This is a genomic window from Pantoea sp. C2G6 (genome assembly GCF_051336815.1).
Lineage (GTDB): Bacteria > Pseudomonadota > Gammaproteobacteria > Enterobacterales > Enterobacteriaceae > Pantoea.
Genome location: NZ_JBGMNJ010000017.1, coordinates 69,076 through 77,139, shown reverse-complemented (window position 1 = coordinate 77,139; position 8,064 = coordinate 69,076). Strand labels below are relative to the sequence as shown.

At 54.5% G+C, this 8,064-nt stretch carries 7 protein-coding genes and 3 tRNA genes; 1 reads left to right on the top strand and 9 read right to left on the bottom strand.

Annotated elements, in window-relative coordinates; all coding sequences use genetic code 11:
- Window position 1: 1 nt before the first annotated feature.
- From ACCW71_RS18415 to tam, 9 genes are all read right to left on the bottom strand, one after another.
- Window positions 2-75: transfer RNA gene (locus ACCW71_RS18415), tRNA-Arg, on the bottom strand.
- A 71-nt stretch (window positions 76-146) separates the two neighbouring features.
- Window positions 147-223: transfer RNA gene (locus ACCW71_RS18410), tRNA-Arg, on the bottom strand.
- Between the two features lie 8 nt (window positions 224-231).
- Window positions 232-324 (bottom strand) — tRNA-Ser (locus tag ACCW71_RS18405).
- A gap of 283 nt (window positions 325-607) precedes the next feature.
- Entirely contained in the window at window positions 608-793 is a 186-nt protein-coding gene (gene csrA, locus ACCW71_RS18400; RefSeq protein WP_008927091.1) for a carbon storage regulator CsrA, read from the bottom strand.
- Window positions 794-1,043: 250 nt separating this feature from the next.
- Window positions 1,044-3,671, bottom strand: coding sequence for an alanine--tRNA ligase (gene alaS / locus ACCW71_RS18395; RefSeq protein WP_436373883.1), 2,628 nt, complete (start codon window positions 3,669-3,671; stop codon window positions 1,044-1,046).
- Window positions 3,672-3,805: 134 nt separating this feature from the next.
- Entirely contained in the window at window positions 3,806-4,324 is a 519-nt protein-coding gene (locus ACCW71_RS18390; RefSeq protein WP_436373881.1) for a regulatory protein RecX, read from the bottom strand.
- Window positions 4,325-4,446: 122 nt separating this feature from the next.
- Complete coding sequence (gene recA, locus ACCW71_RS18385; protein WP_436373879.1) at window positions 4,447-5,517, bottom strand: recombinase RecA; 1,071 nt, start codon at window positions 5,515-5,517, stop codon at window positions 4,447-4,449.
- Window positions 5,518-5,612: 95 nt separating this feature from the next.
- Complete coding sequence (gene pncC, locus ACCW71_RS18380; RefSeq protein WP_436373877.1) at window positions 5,613-6,107, bottom strand: nicotinamide-nucleotide amidase; 495 nt, start codon at window positions 6,105-6,107, stop codon at window positions 5,613-5,615.
- Window positions 6,108-6,212: 105 nt separating this feature from the next.
- Window positions 6,213-6,989, bottom strand: a complete 777-nt coding sequence (gene tam / locus ACCW71_RS18375; protein ID WP_436373875.1) for a trans-aconitate 2-methyltransferase — start codon at window positions 6,987-6,989, stop codon at window positions 6,213-6,215.
- A 158-nt stretch (window positions 6,990-7,147) separates the two neighbouring features.
- Here tam and ACCW71_RS18370 point away from each other — a divergent pair, with 158 nt between their 5' ends.
- On the top strand, window positions 7,148-8,035 hold the full coding sequence (locus ACCW71_RS18370; protein WP_436373873.1) for a dihydrodipicolinate synthase family protein: 888 nt from the start codon (window positions 7,148-7,150) through the stop codon (window positions 8,033-8,035).
- Window positions 8,036-8,064 lie beyond the last annotated feature (29 nt).

The following is an 8,064-nucleotide window of genomic DNA, read 5'->3' as shown; positions in this document are numbered from 1 at the left end:
GTGCATCCAGGAGGATTCGAACCTCCGACCGCTCGGTTCGTAGCCGAGTACTCTATCCAGCTGAGCTATGGATGCATTGGAAACTATCTTTTGAAGTACAGCTTTTTATGGACTTTCAGAAACCAACCTGAGGATGTTACGAAGAATGGTGCATCCAGGAGGATTCGAACCTCCGACCGCTCGGTTCGTAGCCGAGTACTCTATCCAGCTGAGCTATGGATGCATCGAAAATGGCGGTGAGGGAGGGATTCGAACCCTCGATACAGCTTTTGACCGTATACTCCCTTAGCAGGGGAGCGCCTTCAGCCTCTCGGCCACCTCACCTTACGCTTTCTTTCGAACCGTGCGTCTGAACGTTGTTTCTGCTCATCGGCACTGCGTGGCGCACATATTACTTTCCCGGACTTTTAAGTCAAACAATTTTTCCGAAACTTTGTTTGATTGAGCAAATCACACACAATTGGGACAAAATGGCGACAAAAAGAGTGAATTATCAACAATGAATGATGATGAGGTTAACAAAACCGGGAAGCGAAAGGAGAAAAGAAAAGGCAGGATTTTTGCAAAAAGCGGTAGCGCCTCGCACAGGTGCGAGGCGCTGAATCCGTTAAACGCTGGTTTGTTGCGTTTTTTCAGCCTGGATGCGTTGATAGATCTCTTCGCGATGCACAGACACTTCTTTCGGTGCGTTAACCCCAATGCGAACCTGGTTACCTTTAACACCCAGCACCGTTACAGTTACCTCATCACCGATCATGAGGGTTTCACCAACTCGACGAGTTAGAATAAGCATTCTTTGCTCCTTGAAAGATTAAAAGAGTCGGGCTTGTACAGGCTCCCGGCATTATCCATCATTTAACGCTGCACATTGAGTATGACAGATACATCAATGCGCATCGATGCGCCAATACATTCTGCTGATAGTTAGTTTAGCCGAAATACACTACATCAACCTGACTTTGTCATTTGCTGCTTTAACATCGTATTAAAAAGCGCCGGAACCGGGGTTCTGACGCTTTTTACAATGCTTTATTTTAATTTCATCACAGGCGACTGCTGACCCAGCTCTCGACCCCAGCCAGAGCACCTGTCAGTGCCTCAGCATCGTTGCCGCCAGCTTGTGCCATATCAGGACGACCGCCCCCCTTGCCACCTACCTGCTGCGCCAGACCCGCAATCAGCTCACCCGCTTTAACCCGGTCAGTCAGATCTTTGGTCACACCAGCAATCAGCGACACCTTACCTTCGGCAACCGTCGCCAGCACAATAATCGCCGACCCCAGTTGGTTCTTAAGATCGTCGACCATAGTACGCAACATTTTGGGCTCGACATTACTCAGCTCACTGACCAGCAGTTTTGCGCCTTTGACGTCGATAGCCTTGCTGCTCAGCGAAGCACTTTCCTGCGCAGCCTGCTGATCGCGCAGTTGCTGCAACTCTTTTTCCAGCGCGCGGACGTGATCAACCAGACCGCGCACTTTCTCATTCAGGTTACTGCTGTTCGCTTTCACCAGCTGCGCCAGATCCTGCAACTGGCTGCTCTGCGCGTTGACCTGCGCCAGCGCACCCTCTCCGGTAATCGCCTCGATACGACGAACGCCGGCCGCGGTGCCCGATTCAGCCTGAATACGGAACAGACCAATATCACCGGTGCGTGCTGCATGCGTGCCACCGCACAGCTCGACGGAGAAATCACCCATGGTCAGCACGCGCACGCGCTGATCATATTTCTCGCCAAACAGCGCCATTGCACCTTTAGACTTCGCCGCTTCAAGATCCATCACTTCGGTTTCTACCGGCAGGTTGCGACGAATCTGCGCATTGACGATATCTTCGACCTGACGAATCTCCTGAGGTTTCATCGCTTCGAAATGCGAGAAGTCAAAACGCAGATACTTATCATTAACCAGCGAGCCTTTCTGCGCGACATGCTCACCTAACACCTGACGCAGCGCGGCATGCAATAAGTGGGTCGCAGAGTGGTTAAGACGAATACGCGCACGACGCGCCGCATCAACTTCCGCCTCCAGACGATCGCCAACACGCAACTGCCCGGCGGTCAGCTTACCGACATGACCGATTGCCTGACCATATTTTTGTGTATCCTGGACGCTAAATTCAGCATTCTTCCCTTTCAGCAGACCCGTATCGCCCACCTGGCCACCCGATTCGCCATAAAATGGCGTTTCGTCCAGCACCACGACCGCATCCTGCCCCGCCGTCACTTCCTCAACCGCCTCGCCCGCCACATAGAGCGCTTTGACCGTCGCGGCGAGATCCAGCTGATCGTAACCTTTGAACGAAGAGGCGGCGTCGATGCGGATAACGTTGCTGTAGTCAGCGCCAAAGCCACTGGCTTCACGGGCGCGCTGACGCTGTTGTTCCATCGCCTGCTCAAAGCCCGCTTCATCGATTTTCAGATTGCGTTCGCGGCAGACATCAGCCGTCAGATCGGCCGGGAAACCAAAGGTGTCATAGAGACGGAAGACAATTTCCCCATCCAGCGTGTCACCCTGCAATTTCGCCAGCTCTTCATCGAGCAGCGCCAGTCCACGCTCAAGCGTTCTGGCGAACTGATCTTCTTCGCTTTTCAGTACCTGCTCAACCTGAGCCTGCTGACGCTGTAACTCTTCACCCGCCGCACCCATCACCTCAATCAGTGGCGCAACCAGCTTATAGAAGAAGGCCTCTTTGGCGCCCAGCATGTTGCCGTGGCGTACCGCGCGACGAATGATACGACGCAGAACGTAGCCGCGGTTCTCATTGGAAGGAATCACGCCATCGGCAATCAGAAACGCACAGGAGCGGATATGGTCAGCAATAACGCGCAGCGATTTATTAGTGAGGTCAGTCGCGCCGGTCACCTGCGCGACGGCCTGAATCAGTTTCTGGAACAGGTCGATTTCATAGTTGGAGTTGACGTGTTGCAGAACCGCTGAAATGCGTTCAAGGCCCATGCCGGTATCCACCGACGGTTTTGGCAACGGCAGCATGGTGCCATCGGCCTGACGGTTGAACTGCATAAAGACGATGTTCCAGATCTCGATGTAGCGGTCGCCATCCTCTTCCGGGCTACCCGGCGGGCCACCCCAGATGTGATCGCCATGATCGTAGAAAATCTCGCTGCACGGACCGCAGGGGCCGGTGTCGCCCATCTGCCAGAAGTTGTCCGAGGCGTAGGCGCTGCCTTTGTTATCGCCGATGCGAATAATGCGTTCGCGTGGCACGCCAATTTCGTTAGCCCAGATATCATAGGCTTCATCATCGGTTTCATAAACCGTGACCCACAGACGCTCTTTTGGCAGGCTGAACCACTGCTCGCTCGTCAACAGTTCCCAGGCAAAACCAATCGCCTCTTTCTTGAAGTAGTCACCAAAGCTGAAGTTACCCAGCATTTCAAAGAAGGTGTGATGACGTGCGGTATAACCGACATTTTCAAGATCGTTGTGTTTGCCTCCGGCGCGCACGCAGCGCTGGGAAGTGGTCGCACGCGAGTAATCGCGCTTGTCCTGACCCAGAAACACATCTTTGAACTGGTTCATGCCGGCGTTGGTAAACAACAACGTTGGATCGTTATTCGGTACGAGGGAGCTGCTGGCTACAACCTGATGTCCCTTGCTATGAAAAAAGTCGAGAAACGCTTGACGGATCTCAGCAGTGCTCTTGCTCATATATATCCTGGAATCACGCAGACGAACGTCCCATCTGAATCGGCGCGACCACATCCTCGTGGTGCCTGATTAGCGGAACAAAAAGTGGGAATAAGATAAATTTTCTTCAGTGGGAAGTAAAATTACATCGGCTTTTAGTCGTCAAAATTTCTGAAAATAGACTGAATATCTTCGCTCATAAACCCCTTCGATTGCAGATAGCGCAGGACTTTGGCTTTCTCTTTCCATTCCTTTGGTAGCGGGTGCCCGAATTTGCGTTCAGCCAGCTGAGCCGCGCAGGCAGACCAGTCCACCTCCGTCTCCTCCATGGCAAGATCGATGGCTTCCCGATCGATGCCTTTCTGGGCCAGTTCAAGGCGCACCCGCTGAGATCCAAATCCCTTGCGGCTGCGGCTCTGGATAAATCGCTCGGTGAAACGTTCATCGTTTAACCAGCCATTCTCCTGACACCAGTTCAGCACCTTTTCCAGCAGCTCTTCGGTGATGATTTCCGGCTCTTTCTGCTGCGCCCACGCGGCACGCTGCGCCGACTGCTGTAATTTCCGCGCTAACTCTGCGCGGCTATGATCGCGTTGCCCCAGAATCCGCATCGCACGGTCAAGCAAGCGGGACCAGGAGATAACATTGGGTTGGGGCTGAGAGGGTTCAGTCATACGACGCACCTTGTATAAACAGGGAGGAGATTATGGCGACAGAACAGGACAGAGGGAAGGCAGGAAAGGCAGGACGGGGGGTAAAACAGGGGGAGTGGCTTTCACCACTCCCCCGTTACAAATCAGAAGTCTTCGTTCGCTTCGCTCGCTGCATTTTCAGCGTTCTCAGCAGACTGCTCGGCTGCGAGCTTGTCATCCGCGCCGTTCAGTAACATTTCACGTAACTTCTGGTCGATTTCGTTTGCCACCGCAGCGTTCTCTTTCAGGAAGTTGCCGGCATTCGATTTACCCTGGCCAATCTTGTCGCCATTGTAGCTGTACCACGCACCCGCTTTTTCAATCAGCTTGTGCTTCACGCCCAGGTCTACCAGCTCACCAAAGGTATTGATCCCTTCGCCGTACATGATCTGGAACTCAGCCTGTTTAAACGGCGCTGCAATTTTGTTTTTCACCACTTTAACGCGTGTTTCGCTGCCCACCACGTTATCGCCCTCTTTAATCGCACCGATACGGCGGATATCCAGACGGACAGAAGCGTAGAACTTCAGCGCGTTACCACCGGTGGTGGTTTCCGGGTTACCAAACATCACACCAATCTTCATACGAATCTGGTTGATGAAAATCAGCAGGGTATTTGACTGCTTCAGGTTACCCGCCAGCTTACGCATCGCCTGGCTCATCATACGTGCCGCGAGGCCCATGTGCGAGTCACCGATCTCACCTTCGATTTCCGCTTTAGGCGTCAGCGCAGCCACGGAGTCGACAATGATGACGTCAACGGCACCAGAGCGCGCCAGTGCATCACAGATCTCCAGCGCCTGCTCACCGGTATCGGGCTGAGAACAGAGCAGGTTATCAATATCTACGCCCAGCTTCTTGGCATAGACCGGGTCAAGCGCATGTTCAGCATCGATAAAGGCACAGGTTTTGCCTTTACGCTGCGCCGCCGCGATCACCTGGAGAGTCAGCGTGGTTTTACCAGAAGACTCAGGTCCGTAGATCTCAACGATACGGCCCATTGGCAGACCGCCAGCGCCTAATGCAATATCCAGCGAGAGCGAACCGGTAGAGATGGTTTCCACATCCATTGAGCGGTCTTCACCCAAGCGCATGATGGAGCCTTTACCAAATTGTTTCTCAATCTGGCCCAGCGCGGCAGCTAAAGCCTTCTGTTTGTTTTCATCAATCGCCATTTCAACTCCTAATCAAGCCGGGTAAACACGCACTCAGGGTGCCTGCACTCTTTCTGTTGCCGACAATTATACTGTATAGTCATACAGTATCAAGTTTAATTTGTCAGAAATTCGCCATACAGTTTCTGCAACGCCCAGGCGACCGACTGACGACGTACTGCGTCGCGGTCACCGCTAAAATGCTGCTGAAAAGTCAATACCTTGTCCTGCGGGCCGGCGAAACCGAACCAGACCGTCCCCACCGGTTTTTCTTCACTGCCGCCATCCGGCCCGGCAATGCCGCTGACGGAGATCGCATAGTCCGCATGGGCCGCCTCGCGGGCACCCTGCGCCATTTCACGCACCACCGCGTCACTTACCGCACCATACTGCGCCAGCGAATCTGCCCGCACATTCACCAGCTGCTGTTTAGCCTCATTACTGTAGGTCACAAAACCGCGCTCAAACCAGGCGGAACTGCCGCTAATATCGGTAAAGACTTTAGCAATCCATCCGCCGGTGCAGGATTCCGCACAGGTCACGGTAGCCTTGCGCTGCTTTAACTTTTCACCGATTTGCGCGCTAAGCGCCTGCAACTGTTGATCATCCATCGCGACTCTCCCTTTGGCCGTGGGTTGAAAGTGGTGCAGACAGAATGCTTTTTCAAGGCCTCTCTCCAGTATTGCTCTCTTTTTGCGAGTTGCTTTCCATCCCGGTTACCTTTTTTTCACCGCAACCATAAAAAGGCGCGGGAAAGCGAGTAATACCTGACCATCGGCCCGTGCCGGATAGGCGCTGAGTAAACGCTGATGATACTCCGCCAGAAACGCCGCCTGCCGGGTCTCATCCAGCGTCGCCAGAAAGGGTCGCAGACCGGTTGACCGCAGCCAGCTGATAATCGCCTGGGCATCGGCCAGCACGTGATAATAGGTGGTGCGCCAGATGTCTGCGTCACAGCCAGCGCGGGTAAGCAGATCGTAATAGTCCGTTGCTGAAAGCAGCGACTTTCGCTCTGCGGCTTCCGCCGCGATGGATGAGCGCCAGCGCGGCATTGCCGCCACCTCGCGCATCAGCTGGTGGGAAGGCTCATGGAGGTTATCGGGCATCTGCACCGCCAGCACGCCGCCGGGTGCCAGCTGTTCCACCAGCTGAGGAAACAGCGCGGCATGGTTATCCAGCCATTGCAGGGAGGCATTGGCATACACCAGCTGCTGTGGTGTTTCCGCCCGCCACTCACGGATGTCAGCCTGGACAAAACGACAGTGCGGCAAACGCTCGCGGGCCTGCCTTAACATCGCGGCGGAACTGTCGAGTCCGGTGATCTGCGCCTGCGGCCAGGCCGCAGCCAGCAGTTGGGTGCTGTTACCCGGCCCGCATCCGAGGTCAGTCACCTGCTCAACCGATTCCACGCTGATGCGCGCCAGCAGCTCATCGGCTGGACGGGTTCTCTCCGCTTCAAACTTAAGATACAGCTCAGGGTTCCACTCTTTCATCTTCACCTCGCACGCTGTTCACTATGTTACTGAGACGGATTAAAGGCAGGAAAGTGCGACCGGTTGCTCATTTTTGCCTGATGCGCTGGCAGAGAAGGGACGGAATAATTAAGTTAAAACATTGTTTCATTTTTCCATTCCCTCTTCAGGAGTCCCCTATGCGTGAAGAATCTGCCTTTGCCGGTGTCTGGTGCCCTTCTGTCACTCCGTTTAATGCCCGGGGCGCGGTCGATATTGACGCGCTCGGACACCACTTTTCCCGCCTCAACGATTCGGGTATCGATACGTTACTGGTGATGGGCAGCATTGGCGAGTTCGCCTCACTGACGCAGCAGGAACGTTTACTGTTGATTAAAGAAGCCAGGCCGCTCTCCCCGCTGACGATGGTGGCGAACGTTTCGGCGACCTGCATCCCGGACATGCTGGCGCTGGCTGAGGCCGCTTGGAAAAATGACTTTGACGCGGTGATGGTGCTGCCGCCCTACTATTACGGCCAGACACAACATCAGCTGATGCACTATTTCGAAGCGCTGGACGCGCAGCTGGGTGGGAAATGGTTCGCTTATAATTTTCCGGCCCGCACCGGCTGTGACCTGACGCCCGCGCTGATTGCGGCCCTGGCCGCAAAACTGCCAAATTTTGCTGGTATCAAGGATACGGTGGATTGCCTGTCGCATAACCGGGCGATGATTGAAGAGACGAAAAAGGTGCGCAGCGATTTCGCCGTGCTGTCGGGCTATGACGAGTACCTGCTCCCCAACCTGCTGGCGGGCGGTGCGGGCGTGATCTCGGGACTGAATAATATCGTGCCAGAGTACTTTGCTCAGCTGATGCAGGCGTGGCGCAATCAAAATCTGCCGGAGCTGGCGCGACTTCAGCAACAGATTGGCCGGATGATGGCGATCTACAGCATCGGTGACGACTTTGTCACCACCATTAAAACGGCGGTGGCGCGTCGTTACGATTCGATGAGCAGCCGCTCACGTAACTATGGGGGCGACCTGGATGCGGAACAGTGTGCCGCAATCGATCGGCTGTTCAGCTAGCGGGATAGCGGGCGCATCCCTGCGCCCCT

Excerpts from the sequence above, each read along its gene's own strand:
- tam (WP_436373875.1), bottom strand. The coding sequence starts at position 6,989 with ATGAAAGAGTGGAACCCTGAGCTGTATCTTAAGTTTGAAGCGGAGAGA.
- csrA (WP_008927091.1), bottom strand. The coding sequence starts at position 793 with ATGCTTATTCTAACTCGTCGAGTTGGTGAAACCCTCATGATCGGTGAT.
- ACCW71_RS18390 (WP_436373881.1), bottom strand. The coding sequence starts at position 4,324 with ATGACTGAACCCTCTCAGCCCCAACCCAATGTTATCTCCTGGTCCCGC.
- pncC (WP_436373877.1), bottom strand. The coding sequence starts at position 6,107 with ATGGATGATCAACAGTTGCAGGCGCTTAGCGCGCAAATCGGTGAAAAG.
- alaS (WP_436373883.1), bottom strand. The coding sequence starts at position 3,671 with ATGAGCAAGAGCACTGCTGAGATCCGTCAAGCGTTTCTCGACTTTTTT.
- recA (WP_436373879.1), bottom strand. The coding sequence starts at position 5,517 with ATGGCGATTGATGAAAACAAACAGAAGGCTTTAGCTGCCGCGCTGGGC.
- ACCW71_RS18370 (WP_436373873.1), top strand. The coding sequence starts at position 7,148 with ATGCGTGAAGAATCTGCCTTTGCCGGTGTCTGGTGCCCTTCTGTCACT.